Annotated in this window: 17 protein-coding genes and 2 tRNA genes; 10 read left to right on the forward strand and 9 right to left on the reverse strand. The window is 68.9% G+C overall.

The features are described from left to right. Window positions 1-108: 108 nt before the first annotated feature. Both IE317_RS15695 and IE317_RS15700 read left to right on the forward strand, forming a co-directional pair. On the forward strand, window positions 109-1,431 hold the full coding sequence (locus IE317_RS15695) for a M20 family metallopeptidase (RefSeq protein ID WP_191310644.1): 1,323 nt from the start codon (window positions 109-111) through the stop codon (window positions 1,429-1,431). Window positions 1,432-1,529: 98 nt separating this feature from the next. Next, window positions 1,530-2,540 carry a S1C family serine protease gene (locus IE317_RS15700; protein ID WP_191310646.1) on the forward strand — a complete coding sequence of 337 codons (1,011 nt, stop codon included), beginning with the start codon at window positions 1,530-1,532 and terminating at the stop codon, window positions 2,538-2,540. A 114-nt stretch (window positions 2,541-2,654) separates the two neighbouring features. On the opposite strand, the gene IE317_RS15705 is transcribed toward IE317_RS15700, so the two are convergent. Beyond that, window positions 2,655-3,032 carry a DUF3224 domain-containing protein gene (locus IE317_RS15705; RefSeq protein WP_191310647.1) on the reverse strand — a complete coding sequence of 126 codons (378 nt, stop codon included), beginning with the start codon at window positions 3,030-3,032 and terminating at the stop codon, window positions 2,655-2,657. A 66-nt stretch (window positions 3,033-3,098) separates the two neighbouring features. Further along, window positions 3,099-4,625: a helicase HerA-like domain-containing protein gene (locus tag IE317_RS15710; protein WP_191310648.1), complete on the reverse strand. Its 1,527-nt coding sequence runs from the start codon at window positions 4,623-4,625 to the stop codon at window positions 3,099-3,101. A 101-nt stretch (window positions 4,626-4,726) separates the two neighbouring features. Between IE317_RS15710 and orn the strand changes: the two genes are divergently transcribed. The 3 genes from orn (at window position 4,727) to proP (ending at window position 7,119) form a co-directional block, all read left to right on the forward strand. Next, window positions 4,727-5,335, forward strand: coding sequence for an oligoribonuclease (orn, locus tag IE317_RS15715; RefSeq protein ID WP_191310649.1), 609 nt, complete (start codon window positions 4,727-4,729; stop codon window positions 5,333-5,335). Window positions 5,336-5,412: 77 nt separating this feature from the next. Further along, window positions 5,413-5,488, forward strand: a tRNA-His gene (locus tag IE317_RS15720). 203 nt (window positions 5,489-5,691) lie between these two features. Next, window positions 5,692-7,119 (forward strand): glycine betaine/L-proline transporter ProP, encoded by a 1,428-nt coding sequence (proP, locus tag IE317_RS15725; RefSeq protein ID WP_191310650.1) that lies wholly within the window; start codon window positions 5,692-5,694, stop codon window positions 7,117-7,119. On the opposite strand, the gene IE317_RS15730 is transcribed toward proP, so the two are convergent. Further along, entirely contained in the window at window positions 7,116-8,309 is a 1,194-nt protein-coding gene (locus IE317_RS15730; RefSeq protein WP_191310652.1) for an Ig-like domain-containing protein, read from the reverse strand. The two genes, proP and IE317_RS15730, sit on opposite strands and share 4 nt — an antisense overlap. A 166-nt stretch (window positions 8,310-8,475) precedes the next feature. On the opposite strand from IE317_RS15730, the gene IE317_RS15735 reads away from it, so the two are divergent. Further along, window positions 8,476-8,548: transfer RNA gene (locus IE317_RS15735), tRNA-Lys, on the forward strand. 1,165 nt (window positions 8,549-9,713) lie between these two features. Here the strand turns inward: IE317_RS15735 and IE317_RS15740 are convergent. Next, complete coding sequence (locus IE317_RS15740; protein ID WP_191310654.1) at window positions 9,714-9,950, reverse strand: hypothetical protein; 237 nt, start codon at window positions 9,948-9,950, stop codon at window positions 9,714-9,716. Here IE317_RS15740 and IE317_RS15745 point away from each other — a divergent pair. Continuing rightward, window positions 9,943-10,815: a class I SAM-dependent methyltransferase gene (locus IE317_RS15745; RefSeq protein ID WP_191310659.1), complete on the forward strand. Its 873-nt coding sequence runs from the start codon at window positions 9,943-9,945 to the stop codon at window positions 10,813-10,815. The genes IE317_RS15740 and IE317_RS15745 overlap by 8 nt on opposite strands. A gap of 3 nt (window positions 10,816-10,818) precedes the next feature. On the opposite strand, the gene IE317_RS15750 is transcribed toward IE317_RS15745, so the two are convergent. Then, on the reverse strand, window positions 10,819-11,709 hold the full coding sequence (locus IE317_RS15750; RefSeq protein WP_191310661.1) for an AurF N-oxygenase family protein: 891 nt from the start codon (window positions 11,707-11,709) through the stop codon (window positions 10,819-10,821). 211 nt (window positions 11,710-11,920) lie between these two features. Here IE317_RS15750 and IE317_RS15755 point away from each other — a divergent pair, with 211 nt between their 5' ends. From IE317_RS15755 to IE317_RS15765, 3 genes are read left to right on the forward strand one after another with little or no spacing between them, the layout of a single operon-like run. After that, the gene (locus IE317_RS15755) at window positions 11,921-12,361 is read left to right on the forward strand and encodes a hypothetical protein (RefSeq protein WP_191310663.1); all 441 of its coding nucleotides are present in this window, start codon (window positions 11,921-11,923) and stop codon (window positions 12,359-12,361) included. Between the two features lie 54 nt (window positions 12,362-12,415). Further along, complete coding sequence (locus IE317_RS15760; RefSeq protein ID WP_191310665.1) at window positions 12,416-13,663, forward strand: sensor histidine kinase; 1,248 nt, start codon at window positions 12,416-12,418, stop codon at window positions 13,661-13,663. Next, window positions 13,651-14,301: a response regulator gene (locus IE317_RS15765; protein ID WP_191310667.1), complete on the forward strand. Its 651-nt coding sequence runs from the start codon at window positions 13,651-13,653 to the stop codon at window positions 14,299-14,301. The genes IE317_RS15760 and IE317_RS15765 overlap by 13 nt, the downstream gene beginning before the upstream one ends. 10 nt (window positions 14,302-14,311) lie before the next feature. Here the strand turns inward: IE317_RS15765 and IE317_RS15770 are convergent, their stop codons facing one another. The 4 genes from IE317_RS15770 to IE317_RS15785 all read right to left on the reverse strand — a co-directional run bounded on the left by IE317_RS15770 (window position 14,312) and on the right by IE317_RS15785 (window position 22,661). Further along, on the reverse strand, window positions 14,312-14,572 hold the full coding sequence (locus IE317_RS15770; RefSeq protein WP_191310668.1) for a hypothetical protein: 261 nt from the start codon (window positions 14,570-14,572) through the stop codon (window positions 14,312-14,314). Continuing rightward, window positions 14,573-21,178, reverse strand: coding sequence for a colicin E3/pyocin S6 family cytotoxin (locus IE317_RS15775; protein WP_191310670.1), 6,606 nt, complete (start codon window positions 21,176-21,178; stop codon window positions 14,573-14,575). A 404-nt stretch (window positions 21,179-21,582) separates the two neighbouring features. Next, window positions 21,583-22,293: a hypothetical protein gene (locus IE317_RS15780; protein WP_191310671.1), complete on the reverse strand. Its 711-nt coding sequence runs from the start codon at window positions 22,291-22,293 to the stop codon at window positions 21,583-21,585. Window positions 22,294-22,337: 44 nt separating this feature from the next. Beyond that, window positions 22,338-22,661, reverse strand: a complete 324-nt coding sequence (locus IE317_RS15785) for a DUF6204 family protein (RefSeq protein ID WP_191310673.1) — start codon at window positions 22,659-22,661, stop codon at window positions 22,338-22,340. Between the last annotated feature and the right edge of the window lie 16 nt (window positions 22,662-22,677).

Raw genomic sequence — 22,677 nt, forward strand, 5'->3', positions numbered from 1 at the left:
CGCGGCTTCACCGAAATCACCGAACGGTACGCCGGGGTCACGCAGATCGTCGCGGGCCGGCTCGGCTGAGCGCCGCGGATTGTCGGAGGTGCCGGTTAGCATCGCCCCATGACCCACGCCGACCCCGTCCCGCCCGACGACAGCTACCTGCGTTCCCTGGTCGAGGCCACCGCCGACGCCGTCGCGGCCGCCGAACCGCTGTCCTCGCCGCGCACCGGCGCGGACGAGGCGACGCGGGCCGAGGTGACCGCCGCGGTCGAGCGCAGCTCACCCGATCTGGTGGCGTTGAGCCAAGATCTGCACGCCCATCCCGAGGAAGGATTCGCCGAACACCGGTCGGTCCGCGCCCTGGCCGATCTCCTGCGGCGCCACGGCCACGAAGCCACGATCGGCGTCGGCGGGCTCGACACCGCGCTGCGCGTCAGCACGCCCCAACGCGAGGGCCCGCACATCGCCGTGCTCGCCGAGTACGACGCTTTGCCCGGGCTCGGCCACGCGTGCGGCCACAACGTCATCTGCACCACCGCCGCGGGCGGCTTCCTCGGCGCCGCCACCGTCGCCGAGCGGCTCGGCGGCCGGGTCAGCCTGATCGGCACACCGGCCGAAGAAGGCGGAGGCGGCAAGGAGATCCTCGCCCGCGCCGGCGTGTTCGACGACGTCGACGCGGTGATCATGCTGCACCCGTTCAGCCACGACATCGCGCTGCACCCGTTCCTCGGGCGGCGTCAGCTGGAGATGGTCTTCCACGGCGTCGGCGCGCATGCGAGCGCCCAGCCGTTCATGGGCCGCAACGCGCTCGACGCCGCCGTCGCCGCGTACCAAGGCGTCTCGGCGCTGCGCCAGCAGCTCCCGCAGAGCGACCGCGTCCACGGCGTGTTCACCGACGGCGGCGCCCGGCCCAACGTCATCCCGGCCCGCGCCGCGCTGCTGTTCTACCTCCGCTCGCAGACCCCGGAGACCCTGCGCGACCTCGCGGCCCGCATGACGTCGATCGCCGAAGGCGCGGCGGCGATGACCGGGTGCGGCGTCGAGCTGATCTGGGACGCCCAGCCGGCTTACCTGCCGATCCGGTTCAACACCGCACTCGCCGGGCGCTGGTCGGTCAACCAGGTCCTCACCGGCCGCAAGCCACTCCCGCCGGGCATCGTGCCGGAGTCGCTCACGGGCTCGACTGACCTGGGCAACCTGTCCTACCGGATGCCCGCGCTGCACCCCATGCTCGCGGTATCGGGACCCACGGTGGCCTTGCACACCAAGGAGTTCGCGGCCGCGGCCGGATCGGAGACGGGCGACGCGGGCGTCCGCGACGGCGCGCTGGGCCTGGCCCTGACGGCCGCCGACTACCTCGGCGACGCCGAGCTGCGGCAGGCGGTGCACGACGAGTTCGAGGCGGCGGGAGGAGCACTGGACGTCCCGTCGTTCTTCGCCTGACACCTGAGGAACGGCTGAGTTTTCTCAGCTGATTCTTCTCAGCAAAGCCTGAGGTATTTCCACAGGCTGCTCACAAGCACAGGCGCGAATCTGGTGCCATGACCGAGAACGAGAGTCGGCCCGGCCCCGCCTCAACCGGTGGGCACCAGCCGCACCACAGCACTCAGCAGTACGGGCCGTACGCGCAGTACGCCTACCAGCAGCAGGCGGCGCCGAATCCGCTCTTCACGCCACCCCAGGCGCCCACGGCGCTGAAGGCCAAGCCGCGCAAGGGTGGCCGGGTCGCGATGATCGTCAGCGCGACCGCGCTCGGCGCCGCGCTGGTCGGCGGGGTCGGCGGCGCGGCGATCGTCGGGCTCACGACGACCTCGGCGGACGGCGCGACGACGTCGGTCACCACGCCGGCCGCGAACGGGCAGACGGTCTCGAGCTCGACGTCCGGCGACGTCAGCGCGGTCGCGGCGAAGGTGACGCCGAGCGTCGTCCAGATCAACGTCACGACCGATCAGGGCGAGGCCATCGGCTCCGGCGTCATCCTCACCTCGGACGGTCGGATCCTGACCAACGCCCACGTCGTCGACGGCGCCCGGAACGTCGTCATCACCACCTCCGACGGCAAGAAGTACCAGGCCAGCGTGGTCGGCGCGGACACCAAGGCGGACATCGCCGTGGTCCAGGCCAAGAACGCCGGCGGCCTGACCGCGGCCAGCCTGGGCGACTCGAGCAAGCTCGTCGTCGGCCAGGAAGTGGTGGCGATCGGCTCGCCGGGCGGCCTGCAGAACACCGTCACCACCGGCATCGTCAGCGCGCTGAACCGGAACCTGTCCGACATCGGGCAGGGCGAGCAGCAACAGCGCTCGCCGTTCAGCCGCACGTCGAACCAGAGCAGCGAGTCGCCCAGCTACACCGCGATCCAGACCGACGCCGCGATCAACCAGGGCAACTCCGGCGGGGCGCTGGTCGACGCCCAGGGCAACGTGATCGGCATCAACTCGGCGCTCTACAGCCCGTCGGCCTCGGCCAACGGCGCGGCGGGCAGCGTGGGGATCGGCTTCGCCATCCCGATCAACGACGCCAAGAAGATCGTCGACCAGATCGTGAACAACTAGGACACGGACGGGCCGTGGTCGGGGCGGCCCGTCCCCCCGCTTCGGGGAGCGGGAGAACACGCGAAGGCCGTTTCGAGAGTCAATCGGGGGCTCTCGAAACGGCCTTCGTGCTGCTCAGAGGCGGTAGTTGAGGGTCAAGTGGTGGTCGTCTCCGTCGATCTCGATGATCGCCGTCCCCGCGATCCCGGTCAGCTCGCCCGCCCCGGAGCCGGTGACGATCTTCAAGGTCATCCCCGACTCCTCGTCGGCCGTGTGGTGCAGGACGAAGCTGCCCTTGCGGCCGTCGACCGAGACTTCGAGCCGCTCGAAGCCCACATAAGCGCGCGAAGTCGCGTTGTTCACCGTCAGGAGCTCGACCTCGCTGGTCCCCTCGACCGTCCCGGTGAACGTCTTGGCGATCACCACCCGGCCGAGCTCGTTGCCGGCGAACTCGTCGGTCGCCTGGGGCTCCCACTTGTCGACGGTGAACGACGCGGTGGCGGTGCTGGTCATGGTGATCCCTTCCTCGATGTGGACACCAGCGTCCCACCCATACCTGACAGGTTGCGTCAGGTTTTGTCAGCGCCTTCGATTGCCGAACAACCCGCGCGTGATCTCCCGGCCCAGCGCGCTCGCCGCCGACCGCATGAACGACTTCACCGCCGGGTTCTTCATGGCGGACTCGAGGAACCCCGGCTCGTCCTTCTCCGGAGCGGGGGCCTCGGGAGCAGCTTCCGGCGACGGAGCAGGCGCGGCGGCGACCTTCGCGGCCAGCTTCTCGTAGGCCGACTCCCGGTCGATCGTCTCGGCGTACTTCGCGTGCAGGCCGGACGACGACACGGCCGCGGCGACGGCCTCGTCACCGATCGAGCCCATCTTCGACCGCGGCGCCCGCAGCCGGGTCCACGCCACCGGCGTCGGCGCACCCCGCTCCGACAGCACCGTGACGATCGCTTCGCCGATGCCCAGCGAGGTCAACGCCGTGTCGAGCTCGTAGAACTCCGTCTTCGGGTAGGTCTTCACCGTCTTCGCCAGCGCCGCCTGGTCGTCCGGGGTGAACGCCCGCAGCGCGTGCTGGATCCGGGCACCGAGCTGCGAGAGCACGGCGTTCGGGACGTCCGTGGGCAGCTGCGTGCAGAAGAACACGCCGACGCCCTTCGACCGGATCAGCTTCACGGTCTGCTCGATGCGCTCGAGGAACGCCTTCGACGCGTCGGCGAACAGCAGGTGGGCCTCGTCGAAGAAGAACACGAGCTTCGGCTTGTCGAGGTCACCTTCCTCGGGCAGCTCCTCGAACAGCTCGGCCAGCAGCCACATCAGGAACGTCGAGAACAACGCGGGCTTCGACTGCAGGTTGTCCAGCTCCAGCAGCGTGACGACGCCCTTGCCGCCGTCCTGGCGCATGAGGTCGTGCACGTCCAGCTCGGGCTCGCCGAAGAAATCCTCGCCACCCTGCGCCTCCAGATTGGACAGTGCACGCAGGATCACCCCGGCCGTCGCCGCCGACACCCCGCCGATGCCCTTGAGGTCTTCCTTGCCCTCATCGCTGGTCAGGTGCGCGATCACCGACCGCAGGTCCTTCGTGTCCAGCAACGCCAGGCCGCGCTGGTCGGCCCAGTGGAAGATCAGCCCGAGCGTCGACTCCTGCGTCTCGTTCAGCCCCAGCACCTTGGCCAGCAGCACCGGCCCGAAGCTCGTGATCGTCGCCCGGATCGGCGACCCCTTGCCGCCGGTGCCCAGCGACAGGAACTGCACCGGGAACGCCGCGCCCGCCCAGTCGTCGCCGAGCTCCTGCGAACGCTTCGCGACCTTGTCGTTCGCCTCGCCGGCCGCGGCCAGCCCGGACAGATCACCCTTGACGTCGGCGAGCACCACCGGCACCCCCGCCGCCGACAGCTGCTCCGAGATCAGCTGCAAGGTCTTCGTCTTGCCCGTCCCGGTCGCACCGGCGACCAGCCCGTGCCGGTTCAGCGTCGCCAACGGCAGGCGCACCGCCGCCGCCGCGTCCACCTGCCCGTCGATCACCACCGCACCCAGCTCCAGCGCGGCACCTTCACTCGCGTAACCAGCGGCGATCTCCCTCGCCGGCGACTCCTGCTCCGCCACTGCCCGCACCCCGATCTGTGTCCTGGACCACACCGGGAGCGTAACGCGCCGTACGCGCAGGTAACGCCCTTCACATCCCCGTGTCGGGTTAGGGTCACCAGGTGACCGACCGCCTAGTCTGGATCGACTGCGAAATGACGGGGCTCGACCTCGGCAAGGAAGCGTTGATCGAAATCGCCGCCCTCGTCACCGACGCGGACCTGAACGTGCTCGGCGAAGGAGTCGACATCGTCATCCACGCCGACGAGGAAAAACTCGCCGGGATGCCCGAAGTCGTCCGCGAGATGCACGCCCACTCCGGCCTCACCGAAGAAGTCCGCCGCTCCACGGTGACCCTCGAAGAAGCCGAACGCCGCGTCCTCGACTACATCCGCGAGCACGTCCCCGAACCGGGCACCGCCCCCCTCGCCGGCAACTCCATCGGCACCGACCGCGGCTTCATCGCCCGCGACATGCCCGCCCTCGACGCCCACCTCCACTACCGCATGGTCGACGTCTCCTCCATCAAGGAACTCGTCCGCCGCTGGTACCCGCGCATCTACTACGCCAAGCCCGAGAAAGGCCTCGCCCACCGCGCCCTCGCCGACATCCGCGAATCCATCGGCGAACTCGACTACTACCGGCGCGTCGCCTTCGTCCCCCAGCCCGGTCCCACCAGCGAAGAAGCCAAGGCAGCCGCCGCTGAAGTGCAGGAACACCACCAGAGGTGACCCCCTGAAAAGCGGTCGAAGGCACCCGCTACGATTACTGCAAGCGAGGTGATCGCAAGCAGATCCCCTCGGCGATGGTGGGCGTAGCTCAGCTGGTAGAGCACCTGGTTGTGGTCCAGGAGGTCGCGGGTTCGAAACCCGTCGCTCACCCCATTGCCCCAGGCTGGTCGCTTGCTTTGCAAGCTTCCCTCGGCCTGGGGTTTCGCCTTTTTGTGGGGGTCGAACCCCCACACCCCCGCCGGAGGCGAGCCCCCGGACCCCCATCCGTGTGGCTGGGTTGCGTTGCCGGGTAGTGGTTGGGCTGGGCCGTTCGTGGCGACGCTCACGACCGGATGGCTCAGCGTGCGAGCGGCCGAATGCCGGTGCACGGTGTTCTGGTGGCACGTTCAGCACCGAAGATCCGGGGTCGTAAGAAGAAGCTGCGATACGAGGACATCACCGTCGTCGACCAGTCGTTGCTCAAGCGCGCGGTGGGAGCCGCCGCGCTGGGCAATGCCATGGAGTGGTTCGACTTCGGCGTGTACGCCTACATCGCCGACACCATTGCCGAGGTGTTCTTCCCCGCCAGTGTGTCTCCCGGGGTTCGGCTGATCGGGACCTTCGGGGCGTTCACGGCCGCCTTCCTCATGCGGCCCCTCGGCGGGCTCGTGTTCGGGCCGCTCGGGGACCGGATCGGACGGCAGAAAGTACTGGCCGTCACCATGATCATGATGGCCATCGGCACCCTGTGCATCGGGTTGATCCCGTCGTACAGCTCGATCGGGGTCTGGTCGCCCATCCTGCTCGTCGTTGCCCGGATGGTGCAGGGGTTCTCCACCGGGGGCGAGTACGGGGGCGCGACCACCTTCATCGCCGAGTACTCACCCGACAAGCGGCGGGGGTTCATGGGCTCGTGGCTCGAGTTCGGGACGCTGTCCGGGTACGTGCTCGGGGCGTCCGTCGTCACCGGGATGAAGGCCTGGGTGCCGCACGAGACGCTGCTCGACTGGGGCTGGCGCGTTCCGTTCCTGGTCGCCGGGCCGCTCGGCATCATCGGGCTCTACATGCGGCTGAAGCTCGAGGAGACCCCGGCGTTCCAGAAGCACGCCGAGGAGGCCGAGAAGCGAGGGCGTGCCGGGGAGCCGTTCTGGAAGATGTTCACCGAGTACTGGCCCGCGCTGCTCATCTGCGTCGGCCTGGTGCTCGTGTTCAACGTCACCGACTACATGCTGCTGTCGTACATGCCGACGTACCTGTCCGAGCAGCTGCACCTCGACGCCACCCACGGCCTGCTGCTGATCATCGTCGTCATGGTCGTGATGATGCTGATCATCATGGTCGGCGGGCGGATCACCGACCACGTCGGCCGCAAGCCGGTGATGATGGCCGGCTGCCTCGGCTTCCTCGTGCTGTCCTGGCCGCTGATGCTGCTCGTGCACGACGGCGGGCTCGTCCTCACCTTCCTCGGGCTGATGGGCCTCGGCCTGCTGCTCCTCTGCTTCGAGGTGTCGATGCCCGCGGCGCTGCCCGCGCTGTTCCCGACGGCCATCCGGTACGGCGCGCTGTCCATCGCGTTCAACATCTCGGTGTCGCTCTTCGGCGGCACCACCCCGCTGGTGATGCAGTCGCTGATCTCCGCGACCGGCCACGACTTCTGGCCGGCCTGGTACCTGATGGCGGCGGGCGCGATCGGCGCCGTCGCGGTGTACTTCAGCCGCGAGACGGCGAACAAGCCGCTGTGGGGGTCGGGGCCCGCGGTGTCGACCGAGGCCGAGGCGCGGGAGCTGGTCCGCGGCTCGGGTTAGTTGGCCGCCGTCCGCCACTCGTCCCAGGAGAGCTGCCAAACGCTCCAGCCGTCGGTCGGCTCGAGCTTCGGGCCGCCGCTGTTCTGCACCGTGACGACGTCACCCTTCTTGGACGTGTCCATCAGCCACTTCGTGTTCTCGGTGGACAGGTTCAGGCAGCCGTGGCTGACGTTGCTGTGGCCCTGCTGCCGCACCGACCACGGCGCGGAGTGGTAGAAGATGCCGCTCCACGACAGGCGGACCGCGTACTGCACGAAGGTGCTGTAACCGCCGGGCGCGTCCTCGGGGACGCCGTAGGTGGCTGAGTTCATCGTGTAGCCGGTGTGCTCGCTCATCACGGTGTAAGTGCCCTGCGGCGTGTTGTGACCGGGCTTGCCCATGGAGGTCGGCATGGTCTTGACCTCCTTGTCGTTGATCGTGACCGTCATCTGGTGGGTCTGGCCGTCGGCGACGGCGACGAGCTTGTCGCCGACGGTGGCGCTGGCGCCCTTGTCCTCCCGGCCGTAGCTGCCGCCACCGAGCGGCTTGCCGTAAACGGCGGCGGCGACCTTGATCTTGGTGCCGCTCTTCCAGTAGTCCTTCGGACGCCAGGTGACCTGCTTGTCGCCGGACCAGCGGAAGGCGCCCTCGGTGGCCGGCTCCGCGGTGACCTTCAGCGCCTTCTCGGCCGCGGGCTTGTCGGTGACGTTGCCGGTGAAGGTGAAGATCAGCGGCATGCCGACGCCGACGGTCTCGCCCTCGACGAGGTTCACCGAGACGTCGAGCTGCCGGGCCGGCTTGACGGTGCTGAAGGTCGTCTCCGACGTGACCGGCTTGCCATCGGAGCCGGTGGCGGTCGCGGTCAGCTTGTAGGTCTTGTTGTAGCCGAGCGGCTCGGCGGAGTCCCACCCGGAGCCGTCGGCCCGCGGCTTGCCGGCGACGGCCTTCCCGTCGGCGCCGGTGAGGCTGACCTCGCCGACCTTCCCATCCGCGACGGAGACGCTCACGGGCTCCCCGGGCGCGACGTTCTTGGCGTCCTTGGCAGGCGTCAGGGTGAGCACGGCCGGCTTCGGCGCGGGCTTGGGAGCGCTGCTGGGGCTTGCGGACGCGGTCTCCCGCGGAGGTTCACCCGAAGAGGTACTACTGCACCCGGCCAACGAGAGCCCGATCACCCCGGCGGCCACCAGCAACCGCACCGTCACACCCCGCATGCCCACCCGCCTGTTTCGCCGTCGATGTCCGACTACAGTGTGCCCGACCAGCCGGGACACCGGGGCGGCAACGCCGGAACCCGGGTTAGGGGACCCCCCTGAAACGGGCCTCGGAGCGGGTGCTAATCTTTTCCACGTCGCCGAGGGAAGCCTCCGGCAGACACCGGCGCCATTAGCTCAATTGGCAGAGCAGCTGGCTCTTAACCAGCGGGTTCGGGGTTCGAGTCCCTGATGGCGCACCCCCTGAATCGAAGCCCACCTGCGGATTCCTCCATCGTGAGGATCTTGCCGGTGGGCTTTGGTCATGGGCGGGAACGGCGTGGGGCCGCGCTTGTCGACCGGTGTTCTCGGCCTTCTTGTTCCGGCTGCCGCGTCCTTTGCCTTGTTCCCCGCTGCCCTGGCTGCGCAACGAGGCCGCCGCATCGCGAGCCGCCGCCAGCACCAAAGCTGCCGTTGCTTCGGCGGCACGATGGGCGAGGCAGGGCAGGACGCTGGTGTAGGTGTCGGCGGTGAGCACGATGCTGGAGTGCCCGAGCAACGGCGGCAACCCCGCCTGCGCAACCAGCCGGGTGAACGTGTGCGTCACATACCCCGGGCTCAGCGGCCCCGCCGTACCGGTTGGTGAACAGGAACCCGACCGGCTCCCCGCTCCGCTCGCGCCGCTGTGACCGAAGCGCCGCCACCAAGCCGTGATCCGGCGCCAAGTGCGGACGCTCGTTTCGGTCTTCGGTGGACACACGACCGTGCGCCCGCCCCGGTCCTGGACCTGATGCGGAACCTGCACGACCCCGGCGTCGAGGTCGAGATCGCACCAGCGCAGCCCGGTCGCCTCGCCGCGCCGCAATGCGCACATGGTTTGGCGCAAGCCTCAAGGTAGTCGACTACCGGCGCGGCACGACTTCCGCCAGGCTACGTTGCCCATTCTGCATGCAGGTCTTCGCACTCAATTGCAATGCTTCCACCCGTGAATTTGATCTCATGCGTGCAGCCACCGGCGCTTGGAAGTATCTCATCCAACTGAACATCGCCCAACCTTGGCGTCTCCAGCCAAACGCGCTCATTCGAATTTGGCCCACTTGTATCAACCCTGATGCTCGTGACGCCATCATATCGAATGAGTAGCCCCGCAAATGTTTGAATCGGTTCGGCGCTAGAGACAGTTCGACCACTAGTTTTGCATGTCCCGCCTCACGGAGCACGACATGCCGCTTCCAGGCGCCGCCGTTGACGTTTTCATTCGAGCTCAGTCATCCGATCTTCCGCATCTTTTCAACGGCAATACCCTCCAATCGATTATTCATCTGATCCTGGCACAGAGATATCCGCTGAATTGATGCCATGATTATTGAACTGATCCATGCGAGCAGTGTAGTCGCCATAGAGGTTGATGCTCTCGCCGAGAACTCACGATGCATAGGCGTCGAACACTTCCGACAAGGGACTGGAAACCGCTACGAAGAAGCATGCGCGCACGAAGGGGTCGACAGTGCCCGCCTGAAGTGCAGTGATGCACGCGCGGCCACGGTTCACTGGCAACAGACGATGGAACTCTACGATCAGCTGGGCGTCCTGGGAAGTGATCGAGTACGAGAGCGCCTGGATGCCCTGCAACAGCGACTTGAGGTGAACTGAGATGCCCACAGCATCGACCGCGGAGTCTGTCACCCTGCTTCGGGCGGCGGGGGCCCTTCAACCGGAGCGAGAGCTACGCAATCCCGACCTGCTGGCATCCCGGATCCTACCGTGGTGGCCGCCTTTGCTTGCCATGGTCAAAGTTCCCGGGCTACGCATCCTCATCGGCCGGACGATCCGAAAGAACGCGGCCGCCGGGATGTGGTACGAAGTGGCTCGAACGAAATACATGGATGACGTGTTGTCCGCCTCGATTGCGGCCGGCGCAGCTCAGGTCGTCCTCCTCGGGGCCGGGTTCGACAGCCGTGCCCATCGCCTGCGGGAGGAGATCGGGACTGCGTCGATCTTCGAAGTGGATCAGCCGCACATGTCCGTGCGCAAGCAGAAGCGCGTCCGCGGCTTGCCCAAGGCCGATGTCCGGTACCTGTCGGCGAATCTCGAGGAAGACGATCTGGCCGAGGTTCTGCAGAAGGGCGGCTTCGACCCGGCCGCCCGGACCGTGGTGCTGTGGTCGGGCGTGACACCGTATTTGCGGGCGGAGGGCGTCGAGACAACGTTGCGCTGGTTCGCCCGACTGGCACCCGGCAGTTCTTTGGTCTTCGACTACTGCTGGCAGGAAATCCTGGACGGCACGGCCGTCATCCCCGAGGCCCAGGCCGTCCTCCGGCAGGTGGCCGCACGCGGGGAGCCGTGGCGTTGGGGCGTCCGGCGAGGCCGGGTCGACGAACTGCTCGCCGCACACCGGCTGCACCTGGCCGAAGACCTGGAGAGCGCCGCGGCGCAACGTCGATACCTGACGCGTTCCGACGGGTCAGTGCAAGGACCGATCTGGTTCTTCGGCGGCTTCGCCCATGCCCGGGTGCCCGAGCAGTAGTGGTCATCCTTCTCGGAGGAGGTGGGATCGCCGCCAGATGGCCGAGGTGAGCCGGCCCTTGATGAAACCGGCGTCCGCGCAGAAGGCCACCAGCCGTTCGGACATCCAGCGCAAGGATTCGTGGTAGTGCGGATTGGCGAGCGCGGCGCGATAGGCCGCCCGCGGATCCAGCCCGGCTCGCCGGTAGGTCGCCGGCCGGAGCAGCGTGCGGCCCAGCGACCACGCCAGCAACGCCACCCCGATCCGGTTCAACCGGCGCGAGAGCGGCCCGGCTTCCGCCATCGTGCGCAGCGCGGCCTCGCGCGCGTACGTCACGTGCCGGCTCTCCTCCAGGACGTGGATCCGATAGACCATCCGAAGCAAGGGCTGAATGGTCTCGTCGTTCATCGCCTCGCGCTGCAGGCGATCCACCGGCTCCTCGAAGAACAACGCGCCGGCCCAGAAGAACGGGCCTTGGGGGATGATCGCCGAAACGACGTTCACCAGCTTGGTGACGAGCCTCGACTGCGGCACGACCGAACCACCGAGACACGTGATCGCCTTGGCGAACATGGTCGAATGCCGGCACTCGTCAGCGACTTCCGTCAAGGCGTACAACGCCGGATCCGACGCCGGAGCGCCCTCCTGCACTGCGCGGAGCAATGACCGCATGAGACTGAGTTCGGCGTGGATGACGACGGACGCCAGCGTGATCGCTTCCTGGCGCGCCACCTCGATCCGCTGCTCCGGAGAGAGTGACTCCCACAACGCGGTGCCGTACAGAGGCAATCGGCGCGTCGGGAAGTAGAGCTTGTCTTCGTCGATCGGCGCGCGCCAATCGATGTCGACCTGCGGATCGTAGGATCGATCGGCCGACGACCTGAGCAACCGCCGGGCGGTCTGCTCTTGGTTCACCTGAACTCCCAACTTTTCTTCGTCCGTCTTCAGGCTGCCCAGCGTGAAGCCGAGCTGTCAACGCCGAAGGCCTGGTCACCGATCTGCTGCAGCAGGCACCACCACGAAGTCGGAACCAAGGGCTACTGATCTCAGCCGACCGCGGCGGCAAGGTTTCGCCGCAGGGCCGCTGACGCCGGCGGCATCACCACGACTTCGGTGGAGGAATCTCATGACCGTTCGGACGATGGCCCGGTCGCCACGCACGGCGAGGCCTCGGGGGGCCCGAGCGCGGCCCGGCTGGGCGCCCTGGGTACTCGGCGCGGTCGCCGGGGGCCTGGTGCCGTGGGTGTTCGTGCTGGGCCGGTCCCTGCCCGCGACCACGCAGGTGCGGCACTGGCCGGCCGCGTGGATCGGACTCGACCTGGCCACGGCGATCGGCTGCGCGACCAGCGCGCGCTTGCTCCACCGCGGCGACGACCGCGCCCGCCTGGCGGCGTCGGCCGTCGCGGCGCTCATGGTGGTGGATGCCTGGTTCGACGTCCTCACCGCCCAGGCCGGCACCGACTTCACCCAGGCCGTCTTCTGCGCGGTTCCGGAACTGGCCTTGGCCGGCTTGTGCACGTGGCTCGCCCTGCGCAACGCAGAAAGGGTGGTACCAGGTTCACCATGAGGCCGGGTCCAGGTTTCCTGGCCCCGTCCTCCTGCGGTGCCCTAGCGTCGTGCCATGACGATTGCAGCCGGACTGGGACGCACGGTCTTGCGGGCGCGGCGGGACACCGGCTTCCTCGCCGCTGGTGTGCTGCCGCACCTGGCGCTGGTGCCCGTGTGGGCCTGGGCGGCAACGACGACCGCCAGGACGGGGAACTGGCTCCTCACGGTTTCCACCTCAGCCGTCCTGGTCCTGCTCGGCACCCCGCTGCTGACGGCCGTTCAGCGGGCTCGCCACCGGGTGCTCATCGGTGTGGACGTCCCCCGGCTCGCCCTCGCCGCGCCGGAACGATGGACGTGGACCTCGGCCGCCCGGTGGCTCGCGGCGTCGCGGCCTTGGCGCAAGATCGGCTACCACCTCCTGCTGGGCCCGCCGCTCGCCCTGCTGGAGCTGTTGGTGCTCGCCGTGGCAGCGGCGAGCCTGGCGGGCGTCACCGCCTACGCCTGGTCGTGGGCGCTGCCCACCGGAATCCGCCTGGACTGGTTCGGTTACCTGACCCAGCTGCCGGCCTACACCGCGGCTGGGCTTCTCCTCCTGTGCGCCCTGCCCTCGACCGCGCGGGCAGTGGCCCGGGCCGAGGCGAGGCTGGCGTCGGGCCTGCTCGGGCCCAGCCGGGCGGAGCGGCTGCAGGAGCGGGTCGATCAGCTGGCCCTGAGCCGGACCGATTTGATCGAGGCCGTCGACGCGGAGCGCCGCCGGATCGAGCGCGACCTGCACGACGGCACCCAGCAGCGGTTGGTGTCTCTCGCGGTCAACCTGGGTCTGGCCATGGCCACCCGCCCGGACCTGCCGGGTGATGCTCGCGAGGTGATCGCGAGAGCGCACCTGGAGGCGAAGGAGGCGATCGCCGAACTCGACGACCTGGTTCGGGGGCTGCACCCCGTCGTGCTGGAAGACCGAGGTCTGGACGCGGCGTTGTCCGGACTGGCTGCGCGCACGCCCCTGCCGGTGCGGCTGCGGGTCGATCTGGAGGAGCGGGTGGCGCCCCACGTGGAGTCAGTCGCGTACTTCGTGATCTCCGAGGCGCTGGCCAATGCCACGAAGCACGCCAACGCGATGCGCGCCGAGGTGATGGTCCGTCAGGTCGGCGAGGTGCTGCGAGTGCGCGTCACCGACGACGGGCTGGGCGGTGCCGACGCCGCCGCCGGCACGGGGCTGACCGGGCTGGCCAAGCGGGTCGGCTCCCTCGACGGGGCCTTCCACTTCAGCAGTCCCGTCGGCGGACCCACCACCATCACCGCGGAGCTGCCGTGCGCGCGGTGATCGCCGAGGATTCGGTGTTGTTGCGCGTCGGCCTGATCAAGGTGCTGGAGACGGGCGGGTTCCAGGTCGCCGCGGAAACCGGCGACGCGGAGGGGCTGTTGGCCGCGGTGGCCGAGCACCGGCCCGAACTCGCCCTGATCGACGTCCGGATGCCGCCCGGCTTCACCGACGAGGGGGTGCGGGCCGCGATGGAGATCCGCCGGCGCTGGCCGGGGACGCCGGTGGTGCTGCTTTCGCAGTACGTGGAGGAGCGGTACGCGGCCGACCTGCTGTCTGCGAACACCAGCGGTGTCGGCTACCTGCTCAAGCAGCGGGTGGCCGACGTCGCCGACTTCGTGGCGGCGGTCCGGCGGGTGGCGGACGGGGGCACGGCCCTGGACCCGCAGGTCGTCGCCCAGTTGCTGCTGCGGCGCGACAGCGACCCGCTCGCGCGGCTGACCCCCCGCGAACGGGAGGTGCTCGGCCTGATGGCCGAGGGACGCTCCAACGCCGGCATCGCGCAGGCGCTGGTGGTCAGCGAGAGCGCCGTGGCGAAGCACATCAACAACATCTTCGCCAAGCTCGACCTGCCCGTGGCCGACGCGGACCACCGCCGCGTCCTGGCCGTGCTGCGGTTCCTCGGAGCGTCCCGGACCTGACCTCCCCCGGCTACGGCTGGAGTGGGGGACCCACCACCTGGCCGGGATAGTCCCGGAAGTAGCTGAGGAAGTACTCGACGTCCGGCTCGAACCGGATTCCGTGGCTGTCCGCCAGCAACTGCCGGCCCTCGGCGGAGATGGCGACGTCGCCGCCCCGGTAGTCGCCGGGGTGGGCGCCCAGCAGACGTGCCAGCTCCTCCTCGCCGAGATCGTCGAGGTCCTGCTCGAACACCAGGCTTTCATCGCGGCCGTAACCGGTGACCGCCCACATCTACTTCTCCACTCGCCTCGTCGGGTCGCCGTCCTTCGTCTGTTCCCCGGTCTCGGGGTCGAACTCGCCGAGGTGGTTCCGGCCGTTCTTCGAGTACTTCTCGACGGCACCGTGCTGGGAGTCCCACTCAAGGATGCACCCGTCGTCGTTGATCCAGCGCTTCCGGGTCCCGCCACCACCCTGGACCGGCGTCTTGCCCTTGGCCGGTACGGCGTTGGGGAAGCCCGGCAGGCTCTTGGGCGCGGGCACGTAGCCCCACGAAGGGTTGCGCCCGGTGCTCATCGCGGCGGAGACCTGATGGGACACGTCGGGCGCCGCGCCGCCGACGAGGTAGCCCACCAAGCCCCACAACGCCACATCCCCGGCGACGACCGCCGGAGTGGCCACGCCGCCGGTGCCGACTTCGACCACCGCCGAGACGATCACGGCGGCCCCGGCCAGCAAGCCGCCCGCGATCGCGCCGAGGACGCTCCACTGGCCGTTGGGATCCACCCAGTTGAGCGGGTTGTCGTTGGCGTAGGCGTACGGCGTTCCCGAGATGTCCGAAAGCGGGTCGACCGTGAGGAACAGGGCGGTGGCCGGGTCGTAGTAGCGCGACCGCAGGTGCACGAACCCGGTCTCCGCGTCGGTGTACTGCCCGGTGAACTGCAGCGGGGTCGACGCCGCGCCCGTGTGGGTGGCCCGGCCGAACGGCGTGTAGGTGTAGCCGCCGGCGACCGCACCCGAAGAGTCGAGCAGCGCCAGCGTCGAGCCGATCTGGTCGTGCACGAACCAGGTGGTGCCCCCGGTGCCGATCTGTTCGATCGGCAGGCCGTCCGGCCCGTAGACGTAGGTGTTGGCGCTGTCGGAGAGCACGTTCGCCGGCGTGCTGACGTCCCACACGAAGGCCGACGTGACCCCGCCGACGGTCTTGGCGACCCGTTGCCCGCTGCCGTCGTAGACGTAGCTCGCGGAACCTCCGGGGCCGGTGGCCGAAACGAGCCTGCCGGCCTGGTCGTAGCCGTAGGTCGAAGCGGTTCCGGCGGCCGGAGTCGCCTTGATCCGCTGGCCCAGCGCGTCCGACGCGTAGGTCGTCGCACCACTCGGCACCGTGGCGCAGTCCTGGCCGCTCGGTGCCGGGCCCGAGGGCAGCGTCCAGCACAGCTGACCGGCGGGGTCGAACGCCTGCGTCGCGGTCGCCACGGTGGTGGGGTTGTTCGCCGCGTCGTAGCCGAACGCCGTCGCCGAACCGCCGGCGGTCGCGGAGGCGAGCTGTTCCCGCGAGGTGTACCCGTAGCTCTGGGCGACACCGCCGGCGGTCTGCGAGGACAGCTGGTTCTCCGCGTCCCTGCCGTAGCTGACGGCCAGCACCGTGGCCGTGCCGGTGGCCGCCGACGTACCGGACAGGAAGCCCGAATCGTCGTAGGTGTTGGTGATCGTGGTGCCGTTCGGGTAGGACGTGGTGAGGAGGTGGCTGTCGGCGTTGTAGCCGAACGCGGTCTTGTTCCCGTTCCAGTCGGTCACCGCGGCCAGCCGGCTCGCGTCGTCGAAGGTCCGGGTCAGCGGAGTGCTCCGGCCGGGGTACGTCACCGAAGTCCGGTTGCCGTTTTCGTCGTACCCGTAGCCGACGACCGCGCCCGAACCCTGCTTCTGGGCGACCACCTCACCGAACGTGTCGTAGGTCCAGGTCGACGTTCCGGTCCCGTCGGCCAGCGAGATCCGCCTGCCGTCGGGGTCGTAGGCGTAGGTCGCCTTCGGGGTCGACGTGTCGGAGTAGGTGATCGACGTCGTCTCGCCCGCGGCGTCGTGGCCGAAGGTCGTGACCCGGCCGGCCGGGTCGGTGCTGGTGACGATCCGGCCCGCCGGGTCCAGCTGGGCGGTGGTGACGCGCTGGTCGGCGTCGGTGCGGGAGTTCTGCCGGCCCTGGCCGTCATAGCCGTAGGTGGTCTTCGCGCCCTTGCCGTCGACCGTGTCGGCGGTCGTCCCGTCCGGGTTGTACTCGGTCAGCTGGGTGGTCCCGTCCGCCTGGGTGATCTTGACGACCCGGCCGGCGGGATCGTAGGTGGTCGTGACCGTGCGGCCGTTCGCGTCGGTCTCGGCGGTCTTCTGCCCGTCGGCGTCGTAGACCGCGGAATGGGTGTGGCCGAGCGGGTCGGTCGTCTTCACGACGTTGCCCCACGGGTCGTGGTCGTAGGCGGTCGTCTTCCCCAGCGGATCCTGGAGGGAGGTCGTCAGCCCGCGACCGGTGTCGTACCCGTAGCGGGTCTTGTTCCCGAGCGGGTCGGTACTGCTGGTCCGGTCGCCGAACGCGTCGAAGGCGTCGGTGGTCGTCTTGCCCCTGGGGTCGACCGTCCTGCTCCGGTCGCCCGGGTGCGCGGGGTCGTCGTAGGAGTAGGAAGTCGTTCGCACCGGGGCCGGGCCGAAGTTGCCGGTGGTGGACTCGACCACGTTGTTGGCCCGGGTGACCGTGGTCGAGGTCAGGTCGAGCACCCCGGCCGCGCCGGCCGGGATCTGCCCCGGCTGGTCGTACTGGTTGACCGTCGCCACGCCGGTGGCGTCGATGGTCTCCAGCAGGTTGCCGCTGTCGTCGTAGGCGTAGCTGGTCGTGAAGCCCAGCGCGTTCGAGGCCGACGTCCGGTTGCCGTGGTCGTCGTAGGTGAAGGTCTCGGTGTTGCCGTCGGCGTCGGTCTTGGTGGACACCCCGAGCGTGACCGGGTCGTAGGTGTAGGACGTCGTGCCCGCGTCGGCGGTGCCGTAACCCTTGGTTTCCGAGACCAGCAACCCGTTCTGGTAGGTCTCCAGCGTCTTGTGCCCGGCCGGGTCGGTCACCAGGGTCTGGCCGGCGGCGAGACCGCCGTCCGGTCCGTAGGTGAAGGCCGTGGTCGCGCCGTCCGGATCGGTCTGGCTGCGGACGCGCTCCGAGCTGTCGTACACCATCGACGTGACCGCGGAAGCCGGACCGCCGAAGTTCGCCGGCGTGCGCATGGAGGTGAGCAGGTGGCCGGCCGCGTAGCCGTACCGGTAGTGGTCGTCGTCCTTCAGCGACGGCGTCCTGGTGGTACCGACGCCGTACACATCGGTCAGGTTGCCGTCGGCGTCGTAGCCGTAGCTCACCTGCCGGCCGGCTGTGTCGGCCAGGCCCGTGATGTGCGAACCGGTCCAGGTCAGGGTGTACGTGCGGTTGCCGGGGTCGGTGACGGTCGACAGGTGGCCGGCGGCGTCGTAGGCCAGCGTCGTCTGGTAGGGCGGTGACGCCTTGCTCCCGGCCAGGTCCGTCTCCGCCGTCAAGTGTCCACTTGCGACGTCGAAGGTGAAGAGCTGCTGCCCGCGCCGGGTGTACACGTAGGTCGAGCCGCTCTTGACCAGCTTCGCGTCGAAGCGGGGCGCGGCCGGGGCGTAGGCGCCCGAGCTGTTCACGAACGTGACCGCCGATCCGTCCTCCTGCCGGACCGTCACGTTCCCGGTGGCGCCGTCGGTCACCGCCGCGAGGTTGTAGGAGAAGGTCCAGCCCCACCCGAGCGGGCCGTCCGCGGCCAGTGCCTTGTTGGGGCCGGCGGGATCGGCGATGCTTTCGGCGTAGCTGCGGGTGAACTTCAGCGCCGCGCCGCGGCCGGGGGTGGCCAGGTCGGTGAACTCCTGCCCGAAGTACCCCGTCGAGGTGTCGACCGGGTCGCCCGCGGTGCGGCGGGCGCAGCCGCACGCGATGAACGCCGGGTTGGAGCCCCTCGGCGCGTCCTGGATGCCCGGCGGTCCCCCGATCGGCTGGCCGGGGGTCCCGCCCATGGGGACGAACGCGACGGCGTCGAAGGCGACGTCGAAGTCCGAATAGCCGGAGCCGCCCTGGTCCTGGGAACTGCCGTTGTTGTTCAGGGTGACGTTGCCGCCGTTCTGCATGGCGAACGTGCCGATGGTGACCCACTGCTCGGAGTTCCACGCCTGGTTCACGCGGATCCGCCACGGCGAGACCCCGCCGCCGGGGTTGATGTTGTAGACGACGTTGGTCGCCTGCGCGCCGAGGCCGGGCAGGTGCAGCTTGACCTTGTAGTACTGCAGGGACGGCAGGTTCGGCGTCCACACGCCGGTGTTGATCAGCGCCCGGTTCGAGCCGTCTTCGGTGTGGGTGAACAGGACGCGGCCGCCGAGACCGGTGCCGAGCTGGTGGGTGTCGATCGCGCCGATCGGGTCACCGGCGGAATTCGTGCCGTAGGTGTAGGTGAACGTGCCGTTGGACGACCAGTTCGCGCTGCCGCAGCCCTGCAGGTTCAGCCGCGACGGCTCGTCGTCGACGATGATCGCGCCCGCGGGCAGCTTCGAGAAGTCCTGGCTGCACGTCGGCGGGTTCTTGGTCGGGTTCGCGGGTTCCGAGCCGCCCGAGACGGCGTACGGACTGGTCGCGCACGTCGTGCTGCAGCTGGGGATCCAGGTCACCGGCTGGTGCCACCAGCACTGGAAGTCGTCGAGCAGGCAGTGGCTGGCGCCCGGGTTGTTCGGGTTCGTGGTGTTCGGGTCGCAGTGGTTGTCGGCCGTGCACATCGTGGTGAACGGCGCGGGCTGCACCCAGGTCTGACCGCCGTTGTACGTCGGCTTCGCGTAGGCCTGGCTGCCGTAGCGGATCAGCGGGCTCGCGGTCCAGCCCAGCACGCGTTCCTGGTACGGCCAGCTCGCCGGGTGCGCGGCGTCGGCGTAGGTGTCCTGCAGGTAGGGGTCGCGGTTGGGCGGGTAGTCCAGGTTGGCCGGGTTGTTGGTCCAGCCCAGGCCCCAGGTGCCGTGCGGGCCGGTGCACGCCGGACCGGGCGTGCAGCCGGTGGTGTTGCCGTTGGCGGCGTTCGGCTGGAGGCCCGAGTTGTACGCCCAGGCCGCGAAGTACCAGTTCTCCAGGTAGCGCGGGTCGGCGTTGTTGACGGTGATCCCGGCGGCGTACAGCTGGTTCCAGGTGCTCTCCAGGATCTGCAGGCCCGCGGCGATGTTCTCCTGGTAGTCGACCGCGACCTTCCACTGCCCGTGCTCGGAGAGCGAGTGGTCGCCGATGTGCATGCCGTCGGTGACCTGGCCGATGCCGTAGCCGCAGTCCGAAGCGGCGTAGTTGATCGAGACGATGTCCCCGCCCGCGCCGTAGTAGCTGGCGATCAGCGGGTCGCCCGCGGTGCCGGCCGGGGCGTGCCACGACGCCTGCGACCAGTTCGACTCCTGGGCCATGATGCCCTCGTAGATCGACCGCGGCACCGTGCTCGACCCGCCCGCGGGGTGTGCCAGCGAGATCAGCGGGAAGTCGCTGTTGGGTGCGTACCCGACGAGTCCCATGTTCGCGAAGTTCGCCGGGCGGGTGTACGCGCTGCCGGTGAGCAAACCCTGCTCCGCCAGCTGCACGGCCCAGTTCACCTGCGCGGGGCTGGGCTGCATGACCTGCCGGTTCGCCTGCAGCGGCGGCACCGCGCACTTCGGCGACTGCGCCTGGGTCGTGTTCGGGGCGGCTTGGGCGGACGGCGCCGCGTCGGCCTTCGGGCTCAGGCGGCTGACCCGCGGGGCGGGCGCGGCGTCCTTGGGCGCGGCGGAGTACGTCGGCACGGTGGTGACGGCCTTCACCGTGGCGGGCGGGACCTCCGGCGCCAGGACCTTGCCGGTCTTGGTCGCCAGCATCGCCGGGGCGGACTTCCGGCCGTCGGCGTCGGGGCCCAGCAAGGCATCACCGTCGAGCGACGACGCCGTGGCGCCCCGCGCGAGGCCGTCGTCCTTGACGCTGGTGACGCCCGCCGTCGCGAGGACATCGGCGGCCGCGGGATGCGCGCCCGAGAGGACGGCGTGCCCGGCGCGGCCCTGGAACAGCTGGACGCGGTTCAGGTCACCGGTCCCGAGTGTGGTCACCTGACCCGCCCGCACGTGCGCCGCGGTGGCCGTCTTCGTCCCGGCCTTGGTGTGCAGGAAGCTCACGCCACCGTCGGCGGCGGGACGCAGGTCGTACGCGTCCCCGGGGACAGTGGCGATGGTGGCCGGATTTCCCTTCGCGGGCACCGAAACCAGCCGGTTGCCCGCGACGCCCACGACGCCGTCCGCGGTCGGCACAGCCGAGGTGACTTGACCGGGCGCGGTGACCGAGCTGTCGATCTTGCCGGTGGCGAGGTTCGCGCTCAGCAGCCGGGTGCCCTGCTCTCCGGCGACGGTGAACACGGCTTCGTCGCCGGTGCCACACCCGGGCGAGTAGTACTTCAGGCCGACGCCACCGGCCAGGGCGCGCACGGCTCCGGTGGCGAGGTCGACGGAGTAGGCGAAGGCGCCGTGGTCGCGTGCGGCCTGGGTGTTCACGGCCGACGCGGGCAGGATCGCCAGCGCGGCGAACTTCCCGTCGCCGGACAAGCACTGGTAGCCGGTCCAGGAGGCGTCGTCGAACCCGGCCGGATGGATCAGCGCGATCTCGCGCCAGGCGTACCCGGCCGCCTCGCGGCCCACCTCGAGGTGGTAGCCCTGCGCGTCACCCCGGCCGTCGATGGCGAGATCGGCGGATTTCGCCGCCTGGGGCCCGAAGTCGGCGGGTTGCGGCGCGGTGGGCTTCGGCGCGGCTACTGCCGGTTTCGGCGCCGCCCCGGCCGCCGAAACGGTGGCGGCGATCAGGGAAAGAACAGTCAGAAACAAGACGGCGAATCGACCGGAAATTCCGAAAATCGACAGGCGTCCGCCCACACCGAACACGGCCTGAACCCTTCCCCCAGCGACCTCGACGAGGCCGTTCCCGCTCAACCGGCCGGAAGTCCCGGGGCCGCTGAACGCAGCCTAACCCGGGGGATGATCTCCACCATCACCCGTTTGAGTGACGTCAACTACACCGGAGCAATGGCTGCGTCGTCATTCCGAAAACCGACAAAGTTCATTAATGGCCCACGAAGTGACTTTTGCCGCCGCCCGCCCCATCAACTGAAGCTGTGGGCCGAAGTCGGATGAACACCGGTCCGACTCGGCGGGTCCAGGAGTTCGCGTCAAGCAGACGCCGGCCCGTCCTCGTGCTCATACCCAGATCGGGCGGGGCGCGAAACCCGAGACTAGTCGATTTTCGTCAGACCGAGATCCCGTCGCATTGCTTGTTGCAGTTTTTCCGTGAAATCCCTCCCTTTCAACATCTCAGTCCGCACCCTTTCCTGTTCCGACGAATCATGATCACCATTGCCACAGCGACCAAAAGCAGCAACCGCAAAACCGACCGCACTGATAGCTTCCTTTGAACCTATCAGTTCAAGTGTCAACCAGCCAGCCATTGCTTGGCGATGAAATCCGTACTCGTCGAAAGGAACTTGAGTCGGATCGCCGAACCCGGAGCCTTCTTGAACATGCAGAGAGTTCAAGAAAGCCATATCCCAGTCCTTTAGTACAGTCAAAAGCTCAGAGCACGCCTCGACTCGTTTATCAATCCAATGCTTGCGAAGATCATGAGCTTCGCCGGCACGCCTGGCTTCAATTTCCCTCGTCCATCGCAGCTCCTCGCGTTCCGCCTCACGCTCCCATCGGCGATCGTCGCGACGAGCAGCAATCCATTGACCTCCCCACGCGCCGCCGATCGTGCCGACCACAGCCAGGACAGCAAGGGTAATTGTGAGCCACGGCTGCACCGCATTTCCCGCCATAGCGGAGATGGTATTCGCTCTGCACGTACCGGCTGCACCACGGGGAGCGACCGGGCGTTGATGCGCCTCAGGATCATCGGTGGTTCCGCCGGCCGCTCGCGCCGACGGAACCACCGCAGCGAGCTTGCGCACCTGGCCGAGGAAGTCGGCGTCAGCCGATGCGATTCGGCGCGCTTTCAGCGGCGATTGACCTTCACGTCGTCCATGCAGGTCGAGCTGACCGTGAGGTCGCGGTACGGGTAGCTCTCGCGGTCGAGCAGCTCCATCGCCATCAGCTCGGCGTGGTCGTGGGCCCGCTGGGTGGCGTCCTCGCCCGCGGGGACCTCCACCGCGACGCGGAAGCTGAAGCCGCCCAAGTGCGGGCTGTAGGTGAGGGATCCCGTTTCGCTGAACACCATCTCGGACAGCGCCGCCGAGCCCGCGTTGGACAACAGCCTTTCGCGGACGGCTTGCGTGGGCTTGTCGAACTTGCCCCGGACGAGGACGCGGTACGTCGGCATGTCCTCAGGCTAGCCC

This window comes from Amycolatopsis bullii, assembly GCF_014654205.1.
In the GTDB taxonomy this organism is placed as follows: Bacteria; Actinomycetota; Actinomycetes; order Mycobacteriales; family Pseudonocardiaceae; genus Amycolatopsis; species Amycolatopsis plumensis.